The sequence below is a fragment of the Hydrogenophaga sp. genome (assembly GCF_965657535.1).
Taxonomy (GTDB): Bacteria; Pseudomonadota; Gammaproteobacteria; order Burkholderiales; family Burkholderiaceae_C; genus Hydrogenophaga.
Window position 1 is genome coordinate 344,775 of sequence record NZ_CBFHOP010000004.1, and the last position, 22,507, is coordinate 367,281.

Consider the following 22,507-nt stretch of genomic DNA (forward strand, 5'->3'; position numbering starts at 1 on the left):
TTGGGCGTGAGGTGTGTTGGCCCGGATATGCCGCGAAACCGGCGTCGCCGGGCCGCAGGCTTCGCTACCTAGCGGTGGTCGTGCGCAGCGCGGCGGGGGCGCCTTCACGCGCTCGCCCACTCGGCCACCCGGCGCTCCAGCGTGCGGCGCGACACGCCCAGCAGCTGCGCGGCGCGGGTCTTGTCGCCCTGCACCGACTCCAGGACCGAGAGGATGTGTTGCTTTTCCAGCGTGTGCAGGTCGGTGGGTAGGCCACTGGCACCCGGTGGGTCGCTGCGCGGCGTGGTGGTGCTGGGGTACAGGGCCGACACATTGAGCACACCCAGGATCAGCGAGCGCTCGATCAGGTTGCGCAACTCGCGCACGTTTCCAGGCCAATCGTATTGCTCCAGAAAGCGCATCTCTTCGGGGCTGATCTGCAAGGGCTCCACGCCCAGTGAAGGCGCCAGCTGCGCCATGAAATGCCCGACAAGCTCGGCAATGTCTTCTTTGTGTTCGCGCAAGGGCGGCAGGCTCAAATCCACCACCTGCAAGCGAAAGTACAGGTCTTTGCGAAAGCGCCCAGCGGCCACTTCGTCGGCCAGGCGTCGGTTGGTGGCGGCCATGATGCGCAGGTTCACTGGCATCAGCTGCTCACTGCCCACCGGGCGAATTTTCAAGTCTTCAATGGCCCGCAGCAGTGTGGCCTGGATGGGCAGCGGCAGCTCGGCAATTTCGTCCAGAAACAGCGTGCCGCCCTGGGCGTAGTGAAACAAGCCGTCGCGTGCGCGCGTGGCGCCGGTGAAGGCGCCTTTGGCGTGGCCAAACAGCTCGCTCTCGATCAGCTCGGGCGACACGGCGGCGCAGTTCACCGGCACAAATGGCCCAAGCGCGCGGGCGCTTTGGGCGTGCAGTTCGCGTGCCACCAGTTCTTTGCCTGTGCCCGACTCGCCCTGCAGCAGCACCGTGCTGTTGACGGGCGCCACGCGGCTGATGGACTCGCGCAGGCGCTGCATGGCCGGGGAGGCACCCACCAGTGCCGGGCCGCGCCCCGGCGCGCTGGCCACCGCGCGGCGCAACACGAAATTTTCGCGCCGCAGGCGCGAGCGCTCGTAGCAGTGCTTGATGGCGTTCAGGATTTGCGGCACCCGAAATGGTTTCAAGATGAAGTCCGAAGCACCGGCGCGCAAGGCTTCGATGGCGGTGTCCAGGTCGGCAAAGGCGGTGATCAGAATCACCTCGCCACTGAAGCCCTGTTCACGCAGTTCTTTCAGCCAGGTCACGCCGTTTTTACCGGGCAGCGAGATATCGAGAATGACCAGGTCCACATGGTGTGCCCGCAGCCATTGCGCGCCATCTTCGGCGCTGCCGGCGCTCATCACCAGTTGGCAGCGCGGGGCCAGTGTTTTCACCAAAAAGTTGAGCATGCCTTGCTCGTCGTCCACGATCAGGATCGACCAGTCGGGCCAGCCTTCCAGCTGTTTTTCGGGGGAAGAGGGAAAAAAGGTGGGTTCCACCCGGCGGCATTCTACGGACGAAGCCTACAAAATTACTTGGGTATTGCCGTATTTCCGATCGGGTGTCCCGTGTTTGACCGGTGCGACAAACCGCCAAGCGTGCGACAAGTTGTCGCACGCTTGGCGCCAGGCTGGGTGGGTCGTTGGTGCCTTCACGGAACCGCCGTCAGGGTTATCCCGTAACCCATGCAGCCGTGGTGCATGGGCTTCTGCCCTGCGAGCCTATGCTGACAAGGCTTGCGCCGCTCGGGCACCTGATTGGGCTCTATAAGTGGCGTCTTATGGCACGCTTCTGGCTATCAAAATGCAAGCGCGCCAGGCTGTGCAGCCGCTGGCTCGCTGCGCGGGGGCTCTATCGGTACAAACCCCAATCAATGCGGCCATTCACGGCTTGCACGGAGTCGGTGCGCCGGTTAGATTCCACGTATGCAAAAAGCCCACATGCGCCGCCGACTGGCACGCAAAGGGCGTTTGTTCAACCAGGAGACACGCATGCGAAAGCCCCTTTCTGAATCCACCGAAGGCCGCACCAGCCTGAGCCGCCGTACCTTGTTCGCCGGCGCCAGCACCGTTGGCGCGCTGGCCGCAGCCGCCGTCCTTATTCCCCGCGTGAAAACCGAAGAAGCAGCGGCTGCAGTGCCCCGCCCCAATCCTGAAAAGGGCGGCGGCTACAGCCTGTCTGACCACGTCAAGCAGTACTACAAAACCACCCTGATCTGAGCAGGCAGGAGACCACCATGTTGCTGACCAAAAAAACGTCTGGCACCGGCGCTCAAAGCGCCCGCGCCCACACCTCCTTTGTCCACAGCCTGCAGCGCGGCTTGTCTGCTGCGCTGCCCACCATGGATCGCCGCGGCTTTTTGCGCCGCTCGGGTCTCGGTGTAGGCGTCGGCTTGGCCGCCACCCAGTTGACGCTGGTCAAAAAGGCCAAGGCCGCCACCGGTGGTTCCATTGACGGCACCGGCAAGATCGAAGTCAAGCGCACCATCTGTACCCACTGCTCGGTGGGCTGTGCGACCGACGCGATCGTTGAAAACGGTGTCTGGGTGCGCCAGGAACCGGTGTTCGATTCCCCCATCAACCTGGGTGCGCATTGCGCCAAGGGTGCCGCGCTGCGCGAACACGGCCACGGCGAATACCGCCTGCGCTACCCCATGAAGCTGGTCAACGGCAAGTACCAGCGCATCAGCTGGGATACCGCGCTGACCGAGATCACCGCCAAGATGAACGAGCTGAAAGAGGCCAGCGGCCCCGATTCGGTGTACTTCGTCGGTTCATCCAAGCACAACAACGAGCAGGCGTACCTGCTGCGCAAGTTTGTGAGCTTCTGGGGCACCAACAACTGCGACCACCAGGCGCGCATCTGCCACTCCACCACGGTGGCTGGCGTGGCGAACACCTGGGGTTACGGTGCCATGACCAACTCGTACAACGACATGCAGAACAGCAAGTGCGCGTTGTACATCGGCTCCAACGCCGCCGAGGCGCACCCGGTGTCCATGCTGCACATGCTGCACGCCAAGGAAAACGGCTGCAAGATGATTGTGGTGGACCCGCGCTTCACCCGCACAGCGGCCAAAGCCGACGAGTACGTGCGCATCCGTTCCGGCACCGACATTCCTTTCCTGTTCGGTCTGCTGCACCACATCTTCAAAAATGGCTGGGAAGACAAGCAGTACGTGAACGACCGTGTCTACGGCATGGAAAAAGTGCGTGAAGACGTGCTGACCAAGTGGACGCCCGACAAGGTGGAAGAAGCCTGCGGCGTGCCCGAAGCGCAAATGTTCAAAGTGGCCAAGATGCTGGCCGAGGCCAAGCCCGCCACCATCGTTTGGTGCATGGGCCAGACGCAGCACACCATCGGCAACGCCATGGTGCGTGCATCTTGCATCTTGCAGCTGGCGCTGGGCAACGTGGGCAAGAGCGGTGGCGGCACCAACATCTTCCGTGGCCACGACAACGTGCAGGGCGCGACCGACGTCGGCCCCAACCCCGACTCACTGCCCGGTTACTACGGCCTGGCTGCGGGTTCGTGGAAGCACTTCGCCAAGGTGTGGGGTGTGGACTACGAGTGGATCAAGTCCAAGTACACCGGTGGCAACATGGAGAAGCCCGGTATCACGGTGTCGCGTTGGATCGACGGTGTACTGGAAAACAACGAGCTGATCGATCAAGAGTCCAACCTGCGCGGTGTGTTCTTCTGGGGCCATGCGCCCAACTCTCAGACCCGTGGTCTGGAGATGAAGCGGGCCATGGACAAGCTCGACCTGCTGGTGGTGGTGGACCCTTATCCGTCGGCCACGGCTTCTATGGCGGCCATGCCCGGCAAGCCGGAAGACCAGAACCCCAACCGCGCGGTGTATTTGTTGCCCGCGGCCACGCAGTTCGAAACCAGTGGTTCCTGCACGGCGTCCAACCGCTCGCTGCAGTGGCGCGAAAAAGTGATCGAGCCGCTGTGGGAGAGCCGCAGCGACCACATGATCATGCACCAGTTCGCCGAAAAGCTCGGCTTTGGCGCTGAGCTGTCCAAAAACTACAAGATGCAGAAGGTCAAGGGCATGGACGAGCCCGTGGTTGAAGACATCTTGCGTGAAATCAACGCCTCGGTGTGGACCATTGGCTACACCGGCCAGAGCCCTGAGCGCCTCAAGGCCCACATGCGCAACATGAACGCCTTTGACGTGAAGACGCTCAAATGCAAGGGCAAAGTGGTGGACAAGGAAACCGGCTACGACATGAGCGGTGACTACTTTGGCCTGCCCTGGCCTTGCTACGGCACCGCCGCCATCAAGCACCCGGGCTCGCCCAACCTGTACGACACCTCCAAGCACGTCATGGACGGCGGCGGCAACTTCCGCGCCAACTTCGGCGTGGAGCGCGAGGGTGCCTCCCTGTTGGCGGAAGACGGTTCGCATTCGGTGGGCTCAGAGATCACCACCGGTTACCCCGAGTTCGACCACGTGTTGCTGAAAAAGCTGGGCTGGTGGGACGACCTCACCGACGCCGAGAAAACGGCGGCTGAGGGCAAGAACTGGAAGACCGACTTGTCGGGTGGCATCCAGCGCGTGACCATGGCCCACGGCTGCCATCCGTTTGGCAACGCCAAGGCCCGTGCCGTGGTGTGGAACTTCCCCGACGCGATCCCTCAGCACCGCGAGCCGGTCTATGGCACGCGTCCCGACCTGGTGGCGAAATACCCCAGCCATGACGACCAGAAGACGCGCTGGCGCCTGCCTATCTTGTACAAGTCGTTGCAGCAGAAGAACGTGGACGACAAGGTCTACGAGAAATTCCCGCTGATCATGACCTCCGGCCGTCTGGTGGAGTACGAAGGTGGCGGCGAAGAAACCCGGTCCAACCCCTGGCTGGCCGAGCTGCAGCAGGAGATGTTTGTCGAGCTCAACCCGAAAGCAGCGGCCGAACGCGGTATTCGAAATGGCGAGCGCGTCTGGGTGAGCAGCCCCACCGGTGCACGCCTCAACGTGCAGGCACTGGTGACCGAGCGCGTGGCGCCCGACACGGTGTTCTTGCCATTCCACTTCTCGGGCCGCTGGCAAGGTGAAGACATGAAGCCCTACTACCCCGACGGCGCCATGCCGGTCGTGCGTGGCGAGGCGGTCAATACCGCCACCACCTATGGTTACGACATCGTGACCATGATGCAGGAAACCAAGACCACGGTCTGTAACGTCGAACGCGCTTGAGGAGCTGACAAATGGCACGAATGAAATTTATTTGTGACGCCGAGCGCTGCATTGAGTGCAACGGTTGCGTCACAGCTTGCAAAAACGAACACGAAGTCCCTTGGGGTGTGAACCGCCGCCGCGTGGTTACCCTCAACGACGGCGTGCCTGGCGAAAAGTCGATCTCGGTGGCGTGCATGCATTGCAGCGATGCGCCCTGCATGGCGGTTTGCCCGGTCAACTGCTTCTACCGCACCGATGAGGGTGTGGTGCTGCACGACAAAGATGTCTGCATTGGCTGCGGCTATTGCTCTTACGCATGCCCGTTTGGCGCACCACAGTTCCCGTCTCAGGGCACCTTTGGTGTGCGCGGCAAGATGGACAAGTGCACCTTCTGCGCCGGTGGCCCCGAAGCCCACGGCAGCCAGGACGAGTTTGAGAAATACGGCCGCAACCGCTTGGCTGAGGGCAAGCTGCCCGCTTGCGCCGAAATGTGCTCGACCAAGGCTTTGCTTGCTGGTGATGGCGACGTAGTGGCCGATATTTTCCGCAGCCGTGTGCTGCGCCGCGGCAAAGGCGCTGAAGTGTGGGGCTGGGGCACCGCATACGGCACGGCACAAGGAGCCAAATCATGATCAAACGCACCCTGACTCTGGCCGCCTTGGCGGCGGCTGTGGTGGCCTTGTCGGCCTGCGGCGATCAGCCGCAGGAAAGCAGCGGTTCTGGCGTCAAACAGGACGGGGCGCCCTATACGGGCGTGGGCTCCAGCCAGTACGCTCAGGGCGGCTGGAAAGCGGGCGATCGCAACAGCTGGGAACAGCAGCTGAAGACCCGTGCCCAGTACGGTCAAAACGACTACACCCGCATGAGCAATCAATAAAGGGAGCGCCTTATGCAATGGTTCCCGAATTCCATGATCCGCCGCCTGGCGGCACCGCGCACCTGGGCGGTGGCGTTGTTGGCCCTGAGCAGCAGCTGGGCCAGCGCACAGGCGCTCAAGGTAGAGCCTGTACCCGATGACCCGGCGCCGCCGGCTGCGGTGGTGGCGCCGGCTCAAACCGGCGGTATTCGCAGTGCAAATATCTTTGAAATTGCACCCGATGCGAGCACCGACCCCAACTACGCCGGCCAGACCAATGCCGAGCGCAAGCAGGTACAGCCTGGAAACAACGCGCCCATGTGGCGCGATGTTGGCAAGGGTGTCACCGGCTACACCAGCCTGCCTTACCTTGAGTCGGGCAACCTGATTCAGGGTTTCGTGCAGTACCCCGGTTCTCGCTTGACCAACGCGGGTGAAGCCTGGCGGCAGGTGCGCAACGACTGGCTGATTCCCTACGGTGGTTCGTTGCTGATCATTGTGGCGGTCGCGATTGGCCTGTTTTACATGGGCAAGGGCAGCATTCCGTTGCACGGCAAAGAAACTGGCCGTGTGATCGAGCGCTTCACCTATGTCGAACGTGCCGCCCACTGGGTCAACGCCATTGCCTTCGTGGTGCTGGCGGTGTCGGGCATCATCATGGCGTTTGGCAAGTTTTTCTTGCTGCCCGTTATTGGTACCACGTTGTTTGGCTGGCTCGCCTACGCGCTCAAGAACGTACACAACTTCGTTGGGCCGCTGTTTGCCGTGTCGCTCGTGGTGGTGATCGTGACCTTCGCACGGGACAACCTGCCGAGCAAAGAAGACATCACCTGGCTGCTCAAGGGTGGTGGTCTGTTCGGCGGGCATGAAGTGCCTTCGCACCGGTTCAATGCTGGTGAAAAGGTGCTGTTTTGGTCCGGCGTGTTCCTGTTCGGCTTGCTGGTGGTGGGCTCTGGCGTGTTCCTGGACAAGATTGTTCCTGCGGTGGAGTACACCCGGGCCAATATGCAGGTGGCGCACATGATTCACGCCGCGGCTGCTGTGTTGATGATGGCTATGTTCATGGGCCACATTTATATGGGTACCCTGGGTATGGACGGCGCCTACAAGGCCATGAAAACGGGCTACGTGGACGAAACCTGGGCCAAGGAACACCATGAGCTTTGGTATGACGACATCAAGGCTGGGAAGATTCCCGCCCAGCGCAGTGCCAACAGCCCCGCCGGTGCGGTAGCTAGCCAGCCCGTCAAGGCCTGAACGACCTCATTTGTCAAGGAAGACCATGAAACGTTTTTTGATCTGTACATCGTTGTTGCTGGCCTTTGCTGCACACGCCAAGTTGCCCGTGCCGGTGTTGACCGACGAAGCCAAAGCCAAGGCGGCAGAGGCTGCGGCCAAAACCGCGCACGGTAACAAGGTAGCGTCGTTCCAGTTGTGTCGCTCCATGGACCGTGCTGCCAGCCACTACTTCAAAACCGCCTCGGCGTCGGGCAAGTCCGTTAAGGCGGCCCAGGCAGCCCCCGCTTGCGTGGACCCAGGTCCTTTCGTTCCGCCAGCTGCTGCAGCAAAGTCCTGACGATTTTTCGGTCACACAGGCGCACTCAAAAAAGGCCCTTTGGGCCTTTTTTGTTGCGGGATGTGAACTGGGCGGAATCGTGCCTTCGCCTACTTTTTCTCGGCTTACTCAAGGCGGTTCATACTGAACGGCGTTTCTATTTCCATGAGCCTGAACGAAACCATGCCCATCGTCCAACCCCCAAGCACAGGCCAGCGCGGCAATCTGGCTCCCCCGGCGCTGTTGCCCACACTCACCAGGGCCTGTGCGCCGCTGACCCAGGAGGTGGCCGTGCTCAACGAGTTTGGGCTCAGCAGCACCGTGTCCATTCCGGCTGAGCGCGATCTCACCGTGTATGTGGACAAGCGCGAACTCGTCACCCTCATGACGTTGGGCGCGCATCCCGAATGGCTGGTGTTGGGGTATTTGCTCAACCAGCGGTTGATTGGCTCGGTTTCAGACATCGAGTCCATCACCGTTGACTGGGATGTGGGCGCGGCTTCGGTCAAGACGCGCCATGGCATAGACCGCATTGAGGAGCGCACCTCCAAACGCGTGGTGACCACCGGCTGTGGGCAGGGCAGCGTGTTTGGCAACCTGATGGACGAGGTTGATCTCATCCATTTGCCTCCTGAAGCGGTGTTGAGGCAGTCTCAGCTTTACGGCATTTTGAATGCGATCCGGCTGAAGGAGAGCACCTACAAGTCGGCCGGATCGGTGCACGCCTGCGCTTTGTTTCGGGGCGATGCGCTGCAACTGTTCGTGGAAGACGTGGGCCGCCACAATGCGGTGGACACCATCGCAGGCTGGATGGCTTTGCAGCAGCGTCCTGCGGCCGAGCGGGTCGACCATGTTTTCTACACCACGGGTCGCCTGACCAGCGAGATGGTGATCAAGTCCGCCCAGATGGGGGTGGCGGTGGTGGTGTCGCGCAGTGGCATCACCCAAATGGGCCTCGACGTGGCCCAGCGGGTGGGCTTGTGCGCCGTGGGCCGTGCCACCAACAAGCGCTTCCTGTGTTACGCGCACGCCCAGCGCCTGCTGCTCGATGCGGTACCGCCCACTGCGCCGGCTGTTGCTGCAATGGAGCACGGCGCCGCTTGATCCCTTAGGGTGCCGCCCACGTGCCGCAGGCGCGGGGTACCGCACCAGGCGCCCAAGGTGGCGGCTCTGCCCAGGTTCGGGCATAAACTTCAGCCACCTTATTGCGCCAGCCGTGCGCGGGCTGTGCCCGTCGCTGGCGTTTTCCCCCTGTTTCTTGAAAGAACCCCCATGAGCCGAGACGTCCACCTGGTTGACCACCCGCTGGTACAACACAAACTCACGCTGATGCGCCGCAAAGACACCAGCACCAAGAGTTTTCGCGAACTGGCGCACGAGATCAGCATCTTGCTGGCCTACGAGTTGACGCGCGACATGCCGATGCAGAAAGTTGAGATCGAGACGCCATTAGAGAAAATGACCTCGCGCATCATCGATGGCAAAAAGGTGGTGCTGGCCTCTATCCTGCGGGCGGGCAACGGCTTTCTGGACGGCATGCTGCAGGTGCTGCCCGCCGCGCGTGTGGGCCACATTGGCTTGTACCGCGACCCGGTCACGCTCAAGGCGGTGGAGTACTACTTCAAGATGCCCAGCGGCATGGATGAGCGCGATGTGATCGTGTTGGACCCGATGCTGGCCACCGGCAACTCGGCGGTGTGGGCAGTGGACCGGCTGAAGCAGACCAAGCCGCGCTCGATCCGTTTCGTGTGTCTGGTGTCGTGTCCGGAAGGCATTAAAAACTTTCACGATCACCACCCCGATGTACCGATCTACACCCCAGCGGTAGACCGCGGCCTGAACGAACACGGCTACATCGTGCCGGGCCTGGGTGATGCCGGTGACCGCATCTTTGGGACGAAGTAGAGCCACCCCGGTCGCTTGTTCGCTGCGCGTAACCGCTCCGCCCCTCAAGGGGCAACGCGTGTGGACTGGCGGAGTCAGATCCACTGCGTTCTGGGTTTTGGGGCATGTCGCGCCGGGTTGACTCGGATGGATTTACAGGTGGCTCACTGCGGGAATGCCCGTTGGGGGTGATGCCGACATCGCCTATGCGTTAAGGTTGGCGCATGGAATCTCGACCTCCTTCATTTGTTCAATTGGGCTGGCGCTCGCTGTGGCGCGACTGGCGCGCTGGCGAGTTGCGTCTGTTGGTGCTGGCGGTCACGCTGGCCGTGGCGGCTTTGACGGCGGTGGGTTTTTTCGCCGACCGGCTGCAAAACGGTTTGGCCCGAGACGCTAGCGCCCTGATTGGTGGTGATGCTGTCATCAGCAGCGACAACCTGCCGCCCCCCACCATTGAGCAACAGGCGCTGGCGCTGGGCTTGCAAACCACCCAGACGCTGGGCTTCCCCACCATGGGCCGCGCGCCCGATGAAGCCGGTGGCGCCGCGCGGCTGGTGGCCTTGAAGGCGGTGGGTGAGGGTTACCCGCTGCGCGGCACGCTGCGGGTGGCGCCGGCTCCGCAAGCCACCGACGAGGCCACCCGCGACATTCCCGCAACCGGCACCGCCTGGGTGGACGCTGCCTTGCTGGTGGCGCTGAACCTGCAAATGGGCCAGCCCCTGTTGCTGGGTGACGCGTCGTTTACCGTGGCGCGCGTGATCGTGGTCGAGCCCGACCGAGGCGCTGGTTTCATGAGCTTTGCGCCGCGCGTCATGATCAACAGCGCCGATTTACCGGCCACCGGCCTGGTGCAGCCCGCCAGCCGCCTGACCTACCGGCTGGCGGTGGCGGGGCCCGATGCGGGGGTGGCGCAGTTTGTGCGATGGGCCGAGGCCGAGGTTGAAAAACCTGGCGTGCGCGGGCTGCGGCTGGAGTCGCTCGAGGGCGGGCGCCCTGAAATGCAGCAAACCCTGGCCCGGGCCGAGAAGTTTCTGAACCTGGTGGCCTTGCTGGCCGCGCTGCTGTGTGCGGTGGCTGTGGCCATTGCAGCGCGTGGTTTTGCCCAGCGCCACCTGGACGACTGCGCCATGTTGCGTGTGTTGGGGCTGTCGCAAGCCACCATGGCTCGTGCCTACACATTGGAATTTGCGTTGGTGGGGCTCATGGCCAGCGCGGTGGGCGTGGCGCTGGGTTACGGCGTGCACCACGCCTTTGTGCTGTTGTTGGCCGGTCTGGTAGACGCCGCGCTGCCCGCGCCAAGCCTGAGTCCGGTGTTCCTAGGTCTGGGCATGGGTCTCACGCTGATGATGGCTTTTGGCCTGCCCCCCGTGTTGCAGCTGGCGCAGGTGCCACCGCTGCGCGTGATCAGGCGCGATGTGGGCCAGCTCAAGCCCGCTACGCTGGCGGTGCTGGGGCTGGGTGTGGCGGGATTCGCGGCCTTGCTGCTGGCCGCGAGCCGCGACCTGTTGCTAGGCGGTATTGCGGTGGGTGGTTTTGCGGCGGCGGTGCTGTTGTTTGCCGTGGTCAGCTACGCGGCGGTGCGCTTGCTGCGAGCCAGCGTGAACGAGGCCACCGCGCCGCGGGCGCTGGTGATGGCCACGCGCCAGCTCTCGGCCCGCCCGGCCTACGCGGTGGTTCAAATCAGCGCGCTGGCGGTGGGTTTGCTGGCGCTGGTGCTGTTGGTGCTGCTGCGCACAGACCTTATCGCCAGCTGGCGCAACGCCACACCACCCGACGCGCCCAACCGCTTTGTCATCAACGTCCAGCCCGAGCAGGGCGAGTCTTTTCAGCAGGCTCTGCGCCAGGCTGGGGTGGAGCGCTTTGACTGGTACCCCATGATCCGCGGGCGCCTGGTGCGCATCAACGGCGAGACGGTCAATCCCGAGAGCTTTGTGGGCGACCGCGCCCAGCGGTTGGTGGACCGCGAATTCAACCTCTCCAGCACGGCCACGCTGCCCGAGCACAACCCGGTGGTGGCTGGGCGCTGGACCGACAACGAAGCCGACGGCCTGAGTGTGGAGGAGGGCTTGGCCGAAACGCTGGGTCTCAAGCTCGGTGACCGCCTCGGGTTTGACATCGCCGGGCAGGTGAGCGAAGGCACCATCACCAGCCTGCGCAAGGTGGACTGGGGTTCCATGCGGGTCAATTTCTTCGTGGTGTTTCCCGTGGCCCAGGTACCCAACGTACCGGTGACCTACATCAGTGCTTTTCAGGCGCCCAAAGCCAACGACCAGTTTGACAACACCTTGGTGCGGCAGTTTCCCAACATCACCAACGTGGACATGAGCCAGACCATTGCGCAGGTGCAGCGCGTGCTGGGGCAGGTCATCGGCGCGGTGGAATTTTTGTTTGCCTTCACCCTGGCCGCTGGGCTGGTGGTGTTGCTGGCGGCCATCACCGCCACGCGGGGCGAGCGCGAGCGCGAGTTCGCCATTTTGCGTGCGGTGGGTGCCGGTTCCGCGCTGCTGCGCCAGGTGCAGCGCATTGAACTGCTGGGGGTGGGCCTGCTCGCCGGCTTCCTGGCCTCGGTGGTCGCGGTGATCGTGGGCTGGGCCTTGGTGCGCTTCGTTTTTGAATTCGCCTGGACTGCTTCGCTGTGGGTGCCGCTGGTGGGCAGCCTGGCGGGCGCGCTGCTGGCGCTGGCCGCGGGCTGGTGGGGCCTGCGCAGCGTGTTGCGCACGCCGGTGGTGGAAACTCTGCGCAAGGCGACCGCCTGAGCACGCGTTTGAAGGACGACAATCATTCCCCATGACCACCCCATCTACCGAACCAAGCAGCACCACCGCTCCCGCGACCCCGTTTGAATGGATCGGAGGCGAAGCGCGCGTGCGCGCGCTGGTGGATCGCTTTTACGACCTGATGGACATTGAGCCCGGCTACCGCGAACTGCGTGTGGCCCACGGCAGCACACTGGACGACGCGAGGGAAAAGCTGTTCTGGTTTTTGTGCGGCTGGTTGGGCGGCCCGCAGCACTACACCGAGCGTTTTGGTCACCCGCGCCTGCGCATGCGGCACATGCCATTCTCCATCGGCATCCAGGAGCGCGACCAATGGCTGGCCTGCATGGATCAGGCCATGGTGGAAACCGAGGTCGACCCGGTACTGCGAGAGCGCCTGAAAACCAGCTTTTTTCAGACGGCAGATTGGATGCGCAACACGCCATAATCCGCTTGCTGTGTGGGTGGCCGCACCCACGGCATCCATCGCAAGTTCCCTATGACGTTTCTTCTCCCCGGCATTCTGGCCATGGCGGCCATCGTGCTGGCTTCCAATATTCTGGTGCAATTCCTGTTTGGCCAATGGCTGACCTGGGGCGCTTTCACCTACCCGCTGGCCTTTTTGGTGACCGATCTGGTCAACTTTGTGCACGGCCCCAAGGCCGCGCGCAAGGTGGTGCTGGCCGGCTTCGTCATCGGGCTGTTGTGCTCCCTGGTGGGCAGCCAGATCGTGGGCGAGGCTGGCCCGCTGGTCACGCTGCGTATCGCGCTGGCTTCCGGGGTGGCTTTTCTGGTGGCCCAGTTGCTGGACGTGTCCATTTTTGACCGCTTGCGCCAGGGCAGTTGGTGGCGGGCGCCGCTGGTGTCGACGTTGGTGGGTGCTTCCATCGACACGGCGCTGTTTTTCTCGCTTGCGTTTTCAGCGTCCCTGGTGTGGCTGGAGCCCGCTAACGACGTGAGCTGGGCCAACGAGGTGCTCCCCATGCTGGGCATGGGTCCGTTGGCGCCGCTGTGGGTGTCGCTGGCGGCGGCCGACTGGATGGTCAAAGTCTCACTGGCTTTGCTGGCCCTGGTGCCGTTCCGTATCGCGGTGCGGCGGCTGCTGGCGCAGATCAGGTAGACGCAGCGCGTGCGGGAAGGCGGTGGTGTTGTTGCACTGGCTGCAGCAGCACCACCAGAGCGCCTGCACCTCCCTCGGCCGGTCGGGCCTGCACAAAAGCCATCACCTCGGATTTTTGCACCAGCCAGCGCAGCACACGGCCCTTGAGCACCGGTGTGCGGCCGGGTGAACCCAGCCCCTTGCCGTGCACCACGCGTACGCAGCGCAGCCCCAGCTGGTGCGATTCCCGCACAAACAGGCCCAGAGCCTCGCGTGCTTCGTCTGTGCGCAGGCCGTGCAGGTCGATCTGGCGCTGAATGCTCCAGCGGCCTTCGCGCAGCTTGCGCACCACGTCCGCGCCCAGGCCAGGCAGGCGGTAGCTCAGCAAGTCGTCGGTGTGCAGCAGGGTTTCCACGTCAAATTCGTCCGACAGCGCTTCACGCATGACAGACGCCTCGTCCCGCAGCCGCTGCACCGGCAGCGGCTGCACCGCCACAGTGCGCGGTGCGATGCGCCCGCTGTGTGCGATGGGCTGCACCGGGCCCACCGCCAGTTCAAACAACCGTTGTTCGCGCTCCCGTTTCAAGCGGGCTGCACGCGCCGCTTCAAGCGCGGCGGCTTGCACCGCAGCGCGCTCGGTCATCACGCGTTGGAGCGTTTTGAGGTCGGCGAACGCATGCACTTTCATGCGTTGCATTGTCGCGCAGCGAAGGGGTCTGCGGTCAGATGAGGCCCATTTCGGCCATGGACGCGGCTTGCTCGCGGGTCACGATGAAGTGGTCCAGCACCCGCACGTCCACCAGTGACAGCGCCGCCTTCAGGGTCTGTGTCAATGCTTCGTCGGCCCGGGACGGTTGGGCTGTTCCGCTGGGGTGGTTGTGCGCCAGCACCACGGCGGCAGCGTGGTGGTGCAGGGCGCGCAACACCACCTCGCGCGGGTACACGCTGGTTTGCGTGAGCGTCCCACGAAACAGCTCTTCCAGCTCAATCAGCCGGTTCTGGCTGTCCAGAAACATCACGGCGAACACTTCGTGTGCCCGCGCGCCCAACTGCAGTTGCAAGTAATCGCGCACCGCTTGCGGGCTGTCAAACAGCGGTTTGAGCTTGAGTTCTTGCGCCAATGCGCGCCGCGCCAGTTCCAGCACGGCGACCACCTCGGCGCGTTTGGCTGGCCCCAGCCCTTTGATCACCTTCAGCGCTTCGGCGCCGGTGTGCAGCAGACCGCCCACGCCGCCAAACCGGTCCAGCAGCTCTTGCGCGAGTTGCACCACGTGTTTGCCCTGTATGCCGGTGCGCAACAGCAGCGCCAGCAACTCGGCATCGCTGAGCGCGGCGGGGCCGCGGGCCAGCAGCTTTTCGCGCGGACGCGCGTCGCTGGGCAGGCTCTTCAGCCCGGACGTTAAAAGGCTATCCATGTATTTTTCTCCCTGAACCAGTCCACTTTTTACAATAGGGCCACTTTCCTGTCGCGCGCTATCGGTGGCCCTTGTGGCGCTTTGCACGGCAGATCCCCGAATTCACCACACTGGCTTCGCATGTCACACGTTCAAGAAGGCTCTTTTCTTACTCTGCACTACCGCATGTCGGGGCCTGGGGGGCAGGTCATCATCGACACGTTTGATGGCCAACCGGCCACGATCAGCCTGGGGTCCGGACAGTTGTCCCCGGCGATCGAACAGCGCTTGATCGGGCTGGAAGAGGGCAGCCGGCACGTGATCGAACTCGACGATGGCGAGGCCTTTGGCGAGCGCCAGCCCGAGATGGTGCAATGGGTGGCGCGTAGGCTGCTCAACGAACTGGGTGACCCGCACGAGCAGTACGTGCCCGGTGACGTGGTGCAGTTCCCCACCCCGGACGGCCTGAGCAGCTACGCCGGCTCGGCCGTGGAGGTGCGTGAAGACGGCGCGGTATTGTTTGACTTCAACCACCCGTTGGCCGGGCAGCCGGTGCAGTTTGAAGTGCAACTGATCGGGGTGCTGTGATGACCGTGCAACCCAGCAACTTTGCGGCCGGCTCCGAAACATCAAATGCCGCTGGTGACGTTGAGATTTTGCTGGCCGAGCCGCGCGGCTTTTGCGCCGGCGTGGACCGCGCCATCGAAATCGTTGAGCGTGCGCTGGCCAAGTTTGGTCGGCCCATTTATGTGCGCCATGAGATCGTGCACAACACCTATGTGGTGAACGACTTGAAAGCCAAGGGCGCGATCTTCATCGAAGAGCTGTCTGATGTGCCCCCTGGCGCCACCTTGGTGTTTTCGGCCCATGGCGTGAGCAAGGCGGTGCAGCAGGAAGCGCAGCAGCGCGGGTTTCATGTGTTTGATGCCACCTGCCCGCTGGTGACCAAGGTGCATGTGGAGGTGGCCAAGCTGCACCGAGAGGGTTACGAGTTCATCATGATCGGTCACAAGGGCCATCCCGAGGTGGAGGGCACCATGGGCCAGCTTGACAGTGGCATCCACCTGGTCGAAGACGCGGCCGATGTATCGCGAGTCGTTCCCACGCAAGAAACCCGGCTGGCGGTGGTGACGCAAACCACGCTGTCGGTGGATGACGCGGCCGTGATTCTCGCGGCGGTGAAAGCCCGCTTTCCACTGGTGCGTGAGCCCAAGCAGCAAGATATTTGTTACGCCACACAAAACCGGCAGGACGCCGTCAAGTTGCTCAGCCCGCAGGTTGACATCGTGATCGTGGTGGGCAGCCCCACCAGCTCCAACAGCAACCGATTGCGCGAAGTGGCCATCAAACTCGGCACCGAAAGCCACATGGTGGACAGTGCTGATGAACTGCGCGCCGAGTGGTTTGAAGGCAAAGCCCGTGTTGGTTTGACCGCAGGCGCCTCGGCGCCTGAAATTCTGGTGCGCCAGGTGATCGACCGCATCAAGGCGCTGGGCGCCATTTCGGTTCGCACCATGGACGGGTTGACCGAAACCATCAAATTCCCCCTGCCCAAGGGCCTGAAGATCGACGGCGAAGAGGGTGCCGCGCTCGAACACCTGCGTTGAGGCTTCATCCCGTCGGGTGCCTGCGCCCAAAAACTACAATGGCACCATGCTAGATATCGTCCAACTGAGAAAAGACCTCGATGCCGTGATCGCACGGCTCGAGACCCGCAAACAACCCCAGGTATTTCTGAATGTGGCGGTTTTCCGCTCACTGGAAACCGAGCGCAAAACGCTGCAGACCCGCACCGAAGAGTTGCAAAGCCAACGCAACAGCCTGTCCAAGCAAATTGGCATGCTCAAAGCCAAGGGCGAAAGCGCCGACGGCGTAATGGCCCAAGTCGGTGCCATCAAGACCGAGCTGGAAGCCTCTGCCGCGCGGCTAGACACGCTGCAGGCCGAACTTCAAAGCCTGTTGCTGGCCGTGCCCAACCTGCCGCACCAGAGCGTGCCTGTGGGCGCGGGCGAAGACGGCAACGTGGAAGTGCGCCGCTGGGGCAGCCCGCGCGCATTTGACTTTCCCGTGCGCGACCATGTGGACATCGGCGAAAAGCTGGGCCTGGACTTTGACACCGGCGCCAAACTGGCTGGCTCGCGCTTCACTTTCATGCGCGGCCCCATCGCCCGCCTGCACCGTGCACTGGCGCAGTTCATGCTGGACGTTCAAACCCAGGAACACGGCTACACCGAGTGCTACACGCCCTACATCGTCAACGCCGAAACCCTCAAAGGAACCGGGCAGTTGCCCAAGTTCGAGGCCGACCTGTTCGCTGTGAAAAAGGGCGGGCAGGAAGGTGAAGTCGTGCCCGATACACAGGCGCTGTACTTGATCCCGACCTCCGAAGTCACGCTGACCAACGTGGTTCGCGACACTGTGCTGGCCGAGTCCGAGCTGCCCATCAAGATGACCGCGCACACACCGTGCTTTCGCTCGGAGGCCGGCAGCGCTGGGCGCGACACCCGCGGCATGATCCGCCAGCACCAGTTCGACAAGGTCGAAATGGTGCAGATCGTGCATCCCGAGAAAAGCGACGAAGCACTCGAAGCGATGACCGGCCACGCCGAAGCGGTGCTTCAGAAGCTGGGCTTGCCGTACCGCGTCATGAGCCTGTGCACCGGCGACATGGGCTTTGGCGCCAGTAAAACGTACGACCTGGAAGTGTGGGTGCCCGCACAAGGCACCTACCGCGAGATCAGTTCGGTGTCCAACTGCGAAGCTTTTCAGGCCCGGCGCTTGCAGGCGCGCTTTAAAAATGCTCAGGGTAAAAACGAATTGGTGCACACGCTCAACGGCTCCGGGCTGGCGGTGGGCCGCGCCCTGGTGGCGGTGCTGGAAAATGGTCAAAATGCTGACGGCAGTGTGACCGTGCCCGAGGTGCTGCGGCCCTACATGGGTGGTCTGGAGCGACTCACCTCGGCTTGAAGCCCGTTCGGGCAGGCGCCACAAGCCAGCAGCTGCCGGCTGTGGGCGACGGGCAATTCGGGGGCCTCTCGTTTGGGTGTTTTGGGTGGCCGTATGGGGCTGCAAAGCCCGTGGCTTGTTGCTACCTTTGGTGGTGTGTGCCATACACAAGCGATGAAAAGCGCAGTGCTGATCAAGGAACCCAGAAGCGCTGGTTGGGAGCTTGATCCGGTCAACGGTTCACACCCCGTGTTCTGCCACTCGGGTCGGCCCGGCCACGTTATGGTGCCCCAACCGAAAAAGGACTTGGGCATCGGCCTGGTGAGGGCCATCCGCACTGCAAAAGGTCTTTGAAGGGCGCATGAACATGCGTTACGCCATCGCCATTGAGCCCGGAAGCGGCACCACCGCCTGGGGCGTGCTGCTCCCGACATGGCCGGCTGTTTCTCTGCCGGTGAAACCCAGGAATAGGCCATTCTCGGTGTCGAAGAGGCGGTCACGGCGTGGATTGAGGCCGTGCTCGACAGCACTGTGGAGCGGGTGAACATCAGCCTGACTCGCTGGGTTCTGCACCGACTTGATGACCTTGCCAAGTCCAATGGTGAATCACGCTCCGGGATGATCGCTCGCATGGCCATTGAGAGTCGGTGTCAGGGGCGAGAGTCGATTTCTGCCTGAGTCACCGAGCAGATTTCTACAAACGGCACATTCTGTTGGCTGTGCGGTTTTGCATTGGCAGCCCAGCCACTGTGCTCCATGAGCTAGAACAATCCAGGCCGCATCTGGGTAAACCACCGTTGCTCAATGCTGCACAGGCTGGCCCATTTTAAGCGGCTGGCTTGAATGAAAATGAATGCGTCACAAGCACCTTTTCCCATGATGGGTGCGATGTGGGGTACAAAAGAAAAACGGGCCATAAGGCCCGTGTTTTCTACTGTCTTGGCGGAGAGGGAGGGATTCGAACCCTCGGTACCTTGCGGTACGCCTGATTTCGAGTCAGGTACATTCGACCACTCTGCCACCTCTCCGGGGTGTAATTCAGGTCACAAGCCTCATAGTTTACCAGACCCAGAGAGCCTGCCTTTTTGCGGAATCTTGTGCTCAGAAATTTCCGGGGTCAGGGGAAATTTCAGCGAAACAGGCCTTTGGATCATTTCCAAGGGTGGCCGCTGTCTGCGTTTAAATTCTAGCAGCAGGCGGCTGCGGATTTTCAGCCACGACAGCGCATGCCCGGTGCGACAATGCCTGACCGCGGATTCAATGGTCCAACATGCTCGTCGACACCCAACCTGCCACCCACCAGCACATGCCGGCGTCGCCCGAGGTCAGAGACCAATGGGTGGACTCGAAGTTGATCGGCGTGTTGATGGACAATGCAATGCCCTCGCTCATCTCTGCTGCGCTGGCCTTGCCGATCATGATCTACCTGATGGCGGGTGAGGTTCACAGCGTTGCTTTAACGGGCTGGACCGTTTTGCTGCTGGGGGTGCTTCTGTACCGTTACCGCATGATCGGCACTTACCGGCTGCGATACGACAGCACCGAAGGCCCACTGCGGATGGAGTTCGTTCGCCGGTACGGCTGGTCTTGGGCTGCTGTGGGGGTGTTTTGGGGTGCTTCCATCGGCTTGACTTACCTGCAAGCCAGCGTGCAGACGCAGTTTGTGTGCGGCCTGGTGGTGCTGGGCCACGGCTTGTTGTCGCTTACGGCTTTCAGCGCTTACTTGCCAGCATTTCGCAGCTACACCAATGCCTTGGTGATCTCGGTGTTGGTGGGCTTGATGGGGCCTATGCTGATGGGCGTGGTGCCAACCACGGGCGTGAAGCACCTTGTGTCGCTGGTTTTATTGCTGCTGATTTTCTGGTGGTTGCTGCGCATGGCTGGTGAGCGCTTGCACCAGGTGCATCGAGCCAGTTTTGAGTTGCAGTTTTACAACCAGGAGCTGATCGATTCGCTGACGCAGCAAACCCGTGCTTCTTTGCGCGCTGTGGCCACCAAAAACCGTTTTCTGGCGTCGGCTGCTCATGATCTTCGGCAGCCGGTGCATGCCCTGAGTTTGTACGCCGACTGGCTGGCGACCGAGCCCGAAATGGCGCGGGACATCGCGCCGCGCATTTTGCAGTCAACCCGTGCGATCAATGAGCTGTTTGACTCGCTGTTTGACCTGACCCGCATTGACGCGGGTAACTACAAGGTCCGCCTGCAGCATGTGGATGTGCGGCAGTTATTTGCCGACATGGCGCTGCAGTTTGAGCCGGTGGCCGCGGGCAAGTCGCTCAGGCTGCGCACCCATGCCCGCCCCACCACCATTTGGGCAGACCCTGTGGTGCTGCGGCGGATTTTGGGCAATCTGGTGTCTAACGCGCTGCGGCACACCCAAAAGGGTGGCGTGTTGCTGGGTTTGCGTCACCGCTCGGACGTGTTGGTGTTCGAGGTGTGGGACACGGGTGTGGGCATTGCCCGCGAGCACCAGCAGGCCATTTTTCAAGAATTTTTTCGGGTGTCTCAGCACCAGGGCACCGAAGACAGCTTGGGCCTTGGGCTGACCATTGTGTCCAAGCTCACCACCATGATGGGCTACCAGCTTGCGCTCAATTCGGTTGCTAACCGCGGTAGCGTGTTTCGGTTGATGTTGCCGGCTTATACGCGCAGAGAGGGCCCAATCACTGACGGGACCAGCGTGTTGGTGAACGCTGCCCTGAGGGGCTTGCGCTGATTAGGGTTGCAAAACCACTTAAGAGCGACCGACCGCCATGGGCGGCCACCCTCGTTCCGAGCATTTCAGAGGTCGAGCAGACCTGCGGTGCGCGCCAGGTGGCTTGCCTGCGAGCGGCTTTTGACGTTGAGTCGGCGAAACAGCCGCCACAAGTGAACTTTGACGGTGTGTTCGCTGATTTGCAGCTGTTCTGCGATGTCCCGGTTGCTCAAGCCACGGTCCAGCATCACCAGCAGTTGTTTTTGGCGCTTGGACAGCTTCTCGGGAATGGTTGGGGCGTTCTCGTCTTCCACCTCATCGGCGAGGAATTCGCGCAACACCTTGGCGATTTGCGCCGCACCAGCCGATTTTTCAACATAGGCGTCAGCACCTGCTTCACGCGACAGGTCTTCGTAGTCTGACGCGGGGGATGCCGACAGCACGATCAACGAAGTGTCGGGCAGCATCTGGCGCACTTCACGCACGCCCGACACACCGTTGGTGTCGGGCAATTTCAGGTCCAGGCATACCAGTTCGGGTTCACCGTGTTCAGCGATCGCTTTGCTGACAGAGGCCAGTCGTTCCAGCTCAATCACCTGGGTTGATGAACGCAGCCGGCGCAACAGCATCACGACGGCTTCGCGCATCAGCGGGTGATCATCAATAACAAAAATACTCATGACGGCAGTGGTGTACGTAATTGTTTGAAGGGGCAGAGCATAGCGACAATGTGGAGGTTTGGCGATAGTGCCAAGCCGCCAAATTGGCGCTGCCCTGTGGGGCTGTTTCGGGCTTAACGGTCCAGGAGGTGTGCGTGCGCGCAGCTCCAAGCAGACAAAAAATCAGTTGGAGGCTTCGCTGAAATAGCGTAACGCAGAGGACACCGCTTCTGGATCAGCCTTGAAGAACACAGAAGTTGGGTCCTCAGCCAGGGCATTCGTTCCACTCTTTTGCAGTTCTGCAATGGTTTTTGCAGCTTCTTTGGGCGAGGCATAGCCTGTGCTTTGCAGCAGCAGCTGGCCTTTGGCGTCCATGAGTTTGAAGTAGAACAGGCCGTCGGCTTCACGGTATTGTTTGAAGCTGGGTGCCGCGGCTTTTGCCGCCTTGGCTGTTTTTTGGGTGTCTGCCAGGTTGTCCAAGGGGCGCAGGCCCACCGCATGGCGCAGCCGGGCTGTGAACGGTGTGGCAACCGCTCGGGCTTTGTCTGCACCCATTTTCAGCGTTTTCTCAATCTGGGCGGGGTTTTGTATCAGTTCGTCGTACACCAAGCGCATGGGGGCTATTTCAGCGTCCAGCCGCTCAAACAGCACCTGTTTGGCGTCACCCCACGCGATGCCGTCTGCATAGGCCTTGGCCAGGGCTGCGGTTTCCTCGGTGGAGGCAAAGGCTTGGTACAGCTGAAACAGGGCCGAGCCCTCGGTGTCCTTGGGTTCACCGGGGGCACGTGAGTCGGTCACGATGCCCATGATGAGTTTTTTCAGCTGGTCGCGCGGTGCAAACAGCGGGATGGTGTTGTCGTAGCTCTTGCTCATCTTGCGGCCATCAAGCCCGGGCAAGGTGGCCACATGGTCTTCAATGGCGGCCTCGGGCAGCGTGAAATGCTCGCCATACAGGTGGTTGAAGCTGGACGCCATGTCGCGCGCCATTTCGATGTGCTGGATCTGGTCACGCCCCACCGGCACTTGGTGCGCGTTGAACATCAAAATGTCTGCCGCCATGAGCACCGGGTACATGAACAAGCCTGCCGTGACACCGGCGTCGGGTTCTTCACCCGCTGCGGTATTTTTGTCTACCGAGGCTTTGTAGGCGTGGGCGCGGTTGAGCACGCCTTTGCCGGTGACGCAGGTGAGTAACCAGGTCAGTTCGGGAATTTCCGGAATATCGGACTGGCGGTAGAACGTGACCTGCTCGGGGTCCAGACCGCAAGCCAGCCAAGTGGCCGCAATTTCCAGCGTGGAGCGCTGCACACGGGCGGGGTCGCCCACTTTGATGAGGGCGTGGTAGTCGGCCAGAAAGTAGAAGCTTTCCACCTCGGACAGGCGGCTGGCGCGCACAGTGGGACGCACGGCGCCCACATAGTTGCCCAGATGGGGGGTGCCGGAGGTGGTGATGCCGGTGAGGACGCGCAGGGTTTTCATGA

At 62.2% G+C, this 22,507-nt stretch carries 22 protein-coding genes and 1 tRNA gene; 17 read left to right on the forward strand and 6 right to left on the reverse strand.

Annotated features, from left to right (window positions below; all coding sequences use genetic code 11):
* Nucleotides 1-104: 104 nt before the first annotated feature.
* The gene (locus ACTG4K_RS09195) at nt 105-1,496 is read right to left on the reverse strand and encodes a sigma-54-dependent transcriptional regulator (protein WP_439113896.1); all 1,392 of its coding nucleotides are present in this window, start codon (nt 1,494-1,496) and stop codon (nt 105-107) included.
* Between the two features lie 492 nt (nt 1,497-1,988).
* Here ACTG4K_RS09195 and ACTG4K_RS09200 point away from each other — a divergent pair, with 492 nt between their 5' ends.
* From ACTG4K_RS09200 to ACTG4K_RS09250, 11 genes are all read left to right on the forward strand, one after another.
* Nucleotides 1,989-2,216, forward strand: a complete 228-nt coding sequence (locus tag ACTG4K_RS09200; protein ID WP_439113897.1) for a formate dehydrogenase — start codon at nt 1,989-1,991, stop codon at nt 2,214-2,216.
* Between the two features lie 17 nt (nt 2,217-2,233).
* Nucleotides 2,234-5,200, forward strand: coding sequence for a formate dehydrogenase subunit alpha (locus ACTG4K_RS09205; RefSeq protein ID WP_439113898.1), 2,967 nt, complete (start codon nt 2,234-2,236; stop codon nt 5,198-5,200).
* A gap of 11 nt (nt 5,201-5,211) precedes the next feature.
* Nucleotides 5,212-5,814 carry a formate dehydrogenase FDH3 subunit beta gene (fdh3B, locus tag ACTG4K_RS09210; protein WP_304831914.1) on the forward strand — a complete coding sequence of 201 codons (603 nt, stop codon included), beginning with the start codon at nt 5,212-5,214 and terminating at the stop codon, nt 5,812-5,814.
* Entirely contained in the window at nt 5,811-6,059 is a 249-nt protein-coding gene (locus ACTG4K_RS09215) for a hypothetical protein (protein ID WP_439113899.1), read from the forward strand. The genes fdh3B and ACTG4K_RS09215 overlap by 4 nt, the downstream gene beginning before the upstream one ends.
* A gap of 12 nt (nt 6,060-6,071) precedes the next feature.
* The gene (locus tag ACTG4K_RS09220; protein WP_439113900.1) at nt 6,072-7,295 is read left to right on the forward strand and encodes a formate dehydrogenase subunit gamma; all 1,224 of its coding nucleotides are present in this window, start codon (nt 6,072-6,074) and stop codon (nt 7,293-7,295) included.
* A 25-nt stretch (nt 7,296-7,320) separates the two neighbouring features.
* Nucleotides 7,321-7,614 (forward strand): hypothetical protein, encoded by a 294-nt coding sequence (locus ACTG4K_RS09225; RefSeq protein ID WP_439113901.1) that lies wholly within the window; start codon nt 7,321-7,323, stop codon nt 7,612-7,614.
* Between the two features lie 162 nt (nt 7,615-7,776).
* Nucleotides 7,777-8,697, forward strand: a complete 921-nt coding sequence (locus ACTG4K_RS09230; protein ID WP_439114032.1) for a formate dehydrogenase accessory sulfurtransferase FdhD — start codon at nt 7,777-7,779, stop codon at nt 8,695-8,697.
* Between the two features lie 168 nt (nt 8,698-8,865).
* On the forward strand, nt 8,866-9,498 hold the full coding sequence (gene upp, locus ACTG4K_RS09235; protein WP_439113902.1) for a uracil phosphoribosyltransferase: 633 nt from the start codon (nt 8,866-8,868) through the stop codon (nt 9,496-9,498).
* Nucleotides 9,499-9,701: 203 nt separating this feature from the next.
* On the forward strand, nt 9,702-12,233 hold the full coding sequence (locus ACTG4K_RS09240; protein WP_439113903.1) for an ABC transporter permease: 2,532 nt from the start codon (nt 9,702-9,704) through the stop codon (nt 12,231-12,233).
* Nucleotides 12,234-12,264: 31 nt separating this feature from the next.
* A complete protein-coding gene (locus ACTG4K_RS09245) occupies nt 12,265-12,681 on the forward strand; it encodes a group II truncated hemoglobin (protein WP_439113904.1) in 417 nt (138 codons plus the stop codon).
* Nucleotides 12,682-12,732: 51 nt separating this feature from the next.
* Nucleotides 12,733-13,353, forward strand: a complete 621-nt coding sequence (locus ACTG4K_RS09250; RefSeq protein ID WP_439113905.1) for a queuosine precursor transporter — start codon at nt 12,733-12,735, stop codon at nt 13,351-13,353.
* On the opposite strand, the gene ACTG4K_RS09255 is transcribed toward ACTG4K_RS09250, so the two are convergent.
* Entirely contained in the window at nt 13,346-14,029 is a 684-nt protein-coding gene (locus ACTG4K_RS09255) for a Smr/MutS family protein (protein WP_439113906.1), read from the reverse strand. The two genes, ACTG4K_RS09250 and ACTG4K_RS09255, sit on opposite strands and share 8 nt — an antisense overlap.
* Nucleotides 14,030-14,054: 25 nt before the next feature.
* Nucleotides 14,055-14,747: a RadC family protein gene (gene radC, locus ACTG4K_RS09260; RefSeq protein ID WP_439113907.1), complete on the reverse strand. Its 693-nt coding sequence runs from the start codon at nt 14,745-14,747 to the stop codon at nt 14,055-14,057.
* A 120-nt stretch (nt 14,748-14,867) separates the two neighbouring features.
* Here radC and ACTG4K_RS09265 point away from each other — a divergent pair, with 120 nt between their 5' ends.
* The 5 genes from ACTG4K_RS09265 (at nt 14,868) to ACTG4K_RS09285 (ending at nt 18,350) form a co-directional block, all read left to right on the forward strand.
* On the forward strand, nt 14,868-15,314 hold the full coding sequence (locus tag ACTG4K_RS09265) for an FKBP-type peptidyl-prolyl cis-trans isomerase (protein ID WP_439113908.1): 447 nt from the start codon (nt 14,868-14,870) through the stop codon (nt 15,312-15,314).
* Entirely contained in the window at nt 15,314-16,333 is a 1,020-nt protein-coding gene (gene ispH, locus ACTG4K_RS09270; protein ID WP_439113909.1) for a 4-hydroxy-3-methylbut-2-enyl diphosphate reductase, read from the forward strand. Before ACTG4K_RS09265 ends, ispH begins: the two co-directional genes overlap by 1 nt.
* Before the next feature lie 46 nt (nt 16,334-16,379).
* On the forward strand, nt 16,380-17,693 hold the full coding sequence (gene serS / locus ACTG4K_RS09275; protein WP_439113910.1) for a serine--tRNA ligase: 1,314 nt from the start codon (nt 16,380-16,382) through the stop codon (nt 17,691-17,693).
* 153 nt (nt 17,694-17,846) lie between these two features.
* The gene (locus ACTG4K_RS09280) at nt 17,847-18,026 is read left to right on the forward strand and encodes a type II toxin-antitoxin system HicA family toxin (RefSeq protein ID WP_439113911.1); all 180 of its coding nucleotides are present in this window, start codon (nt 17,847-17,849) and stop codon (nt 18,024-18,026) included.
* A 186-nt stretch (nt 18,027-18,212) separates the two neighbouring features.
* Entirely contained in the window at nt 18,213-18,350 is a 138-nt protein-coding gene (locus ACTG4K_RS09285) for a type II toxin-antitoxin system HicB family antitoxin (RefSeq protein WP_439114033.1), read from the forward strand.
* Nucleotides 18,351-18,612: 262 nt separating this feature from the next.
* On the opposite strand, the gene ACTG4K_RS09290 is transcribed toward ACTG4K_RS09285, so the two are convergent.
* Nucleotides 18,613-18,700, reverse strand: a tRNA-Ser gene (locus ACTG4K_RS09290).
* A gap of 242 nt (nt 18,701-18,942) precedes the next feature.
* Here ACTG4K_RS09290 and ACTG4K_RS09295 point away from each other — a divergent pair.
* Complete coding sequence (locus ACTG4K_RS09295; protein WP_439113912.1) at nt 18,943-20,388, forward strand: sensor histidine kinase; 1,446 nt, start codon at nt 18,943-18,945, stop codon at nt 20,386-20,388.
* Nucleotides 20,389-20,453: 65 nt separating this feature from the next.
* Here the strand turns inward: ACTG4K_RS09295 and ACTG4K_RS09300 are convergent, their stop codons facing one another.
* Nucleotides 20,454-21,047 carry a LuxR C-terminal-related transcriptional regulator gene (locus ACTG4K_RS09300; protein ID WP_439113913.1) on the reverse strand — a complete coding sequence of 198 codons (594 nt, stop codon included), beginning with the start codon at nt 21,045-21,047 and terminating at the stop codon, nt 20,454-20,456.
* A gap of 162 nt (nt 21,048-21,209) precedes the next feature.
* Nucleotides 21,210-22,505 (reverse strand): tryptophan--tRNA ligase, encoded by a 1,296-nt coding sequence (locus tag ACTG4K_RS09305; protein WP_439113914.1) that lies wholly within the window; start codon nt 22,503-22,505, stop codon nt 21,210-21,212.
* Nucleotides 22,506-22,507: the final 2 nt, after the last annotated feature.

Bases quoted from the DNA above. Each gene is read 5' to 3' on its own strand.
- radC (WP_439113907.1), bottom strand. From the start codon at position 14,747: ATGGATAGCCTTTTAACGTCCGGGCTGAAGAGCCTGCCCAGCGACGCG.
- ACTG4K_RS09295 (WP_439113912.1), top strand. From the start codon at position 18,943: ATGCTCGTCGACACCCAACCTGCCACCCACCAGCACATGCCGGCGTCG.
- ACTG4K_RS09265 (WP_439113908.1), top strand. From the start codon at position 14,868: ATGTCACACGTTCAAGAAGGCTCTTTTCTTACTCTGCACTACCGCATG.
- ispH (WP_439113909.1), top strand. From the start codon at position 15,314: ATGACCGTGCAACCCAGCAACTTTGCGGCCGGCTCCGAAACATCAAAT.
- ACTG4K_RS09240 (WP_439113903.1), top strand. From the start codon at position 9,702: ATGGAATCTCGACCTCCTTCATTTGTTCAATTGGGCTGGCGCTCGCTG.
- upp (WP_439113902.1), top strand. From the start codon at position 8,866: ATGAGCCGAGACGTCCACCTGGTTGACCACCCGCTGGTACAACACAAA.
- ACTG4K_RS09250 (WP_439113905.1), top strand. From the start codon at position 12,733: ATGACGTTTCTTCTCCCCGGCATTCTGGCCATGGCGGCCATCGTGCTG.
- ACTG4K_RS09280 (WP_439113911.1), top strand. From the start codon at position 17,847: ATGAAAAGCGCAGTGCTGATCAAGGAACCCAGAAGCGCTGGTTGGGAG.
- ACTG4K_RS09205 (WP_439113898.1), top strand. From the start codon at position 2,234: ATGTTGCTGACCAAAAAAACGTCTGGCACCGGCGCTCAAAGCGCCCGC.
- fdh3B (WP_304831914.1), top strand. From the start codon at position 5,212: ATGGCACGAATGAAATTTATTTGTGACGCCGAGCGCTGCATTGAGTGC.
- ACTG4K_RS09200 (WP_439113897.1), top strand. From the start codon at position 1,989: ATGCGAAAGCCCCTTTCTGAATCCACCGAAGGCCGCACCAGCCTGAGC.
- ACTG4K_RS09230 (WP_439114032.1), top strand. From the start codon at position 7,777: ATGCCCATCGTCCAACCCCCAAGCACAGGCCAGCGCGGCAATCTGGCT.
- ACTG4K_RS09245 (WP_439113904.1), top strand. From the start codon at position 12,265: ATGACCACCCCATCTACCGAACCAAGCAGCACCACCGCTCCCGCGACC.
- ACTG4K_RS09220 (WP_439113900.1), top strand. From the start codon at position 6,072: ATGCAATGGTTCCCGAATTCCATGATCCGCCGCCTGGCGGCACCGCGC.
- ACTG4K_RS09305 (WP_439113914.1), bottom strand. From the start codon at position 22,505: ATGAAAACCCTGCGCGTCCTCACCGGCATCACCACCTCCGGCACCCCC.
- ACTG4K_RS09300 (WP_439113913.1), bottom strand. From the start codon at position 21,047: ATGAGTATTTTTGTTATTGATGATCACCCGCTGATGCGCGAAGCCGTC.
- ACTG4K_RS09225 (WP_439113901.1), top strand. From the start codon at position 7,321: ATGAAACGTTTTTTGATCTGTACATCGTTGTTGCTGGCCTTTGCTGCA.
- serS (WP_439113910.1), top strand. From the start codon at position 16,380: ATGCTAGATATCGTCCAACTGAGAAAAGACCTCGATGCCGTGATCGCA.
- ACTG4K_RS09215 (WP_439113899.1), top strand. From the start codon at position 5,811: ATGATCAAACGCACCCTGACTCTGGCCGCCTTGGCGGCGGCTGTGGTG.
- ACTG4K_RS09255 (WP_439113906.1), bottom strand. From the start codon at position 14,029: ATGCAACGCATGAAAGTGCATGCGTTCGCCGACCTCAAAACGCTCCAA.